The sequence below is a fragment of the Acinetobacter sp. Lyrl_1 genome (assembly GCF_051948795.1).
GTDB lineage: Bacteria > Pseudomonadota > Gammaproteobacteria > Pseudomonadales > Moraxellaceae > Acinetobacter > Acinetobacter towneri.
In genome coordinates this window covers 1-483 of record NZ_JAYJLK010000117.1, presented here as the reverse complement: position 1 = coordinate 483, position 483 = coordinate 1, and the positions used below count along the sequence as shown (strand labels likewise).

The window sequence follows — 483 nt, the reverse complement described above, 5'->3', positions numbered from 1 at the left end:
TGAAGACCAACATTTACATCTTGGACAGAAATGCCCATCGCCCGCTCTAACAAAAGAACTGCCCATTTGAGAATTTCTTATCTGAGTAGCTAGAATACGACCACCATGATTAGTTGGTGCATTATGAATAGCAAAACCTCTCATAATCTTAATCCTTATAGTTTAGTCATGACTAAGAGAGTTCTGAAATGTTAATTGATCTTTAAAAATGCATATTGCCACCGAATTGTTAAAAGTATCAATAATTTCATCGCCATTCTTTAATTGACTACTGACCAATAGAGCAGTGATACCTTCAACAACTTTTAAGATTTGCTCAATCTCTTTTGAGAACATCTGTTGTTCTAGTGTTTTGATAAATAATTTGTATAACGAAGTTGATCTTGTCATTTTTGAGTTCGTATATGTTTTTATTATATAATGCGAAGTATAACAAACTTTTAAATTAGTAAAAAATCATAGTACTTTTCTCATATTAAATTT

The 483-nt window shown here is 30.6% G+C and carries 1 pseudogene; it reads right to left on the bottom strand.

Going from position 1 to position 483, the window contains the following annotated elements:
• Window positions 1–147: pseudogene (locus VF675_RS13805) on the bottom strand (PAAR domain-containing protein); the annotation flags it as partial.
• Window positions 148–483 lie beyond the last annotated feature (336 nt).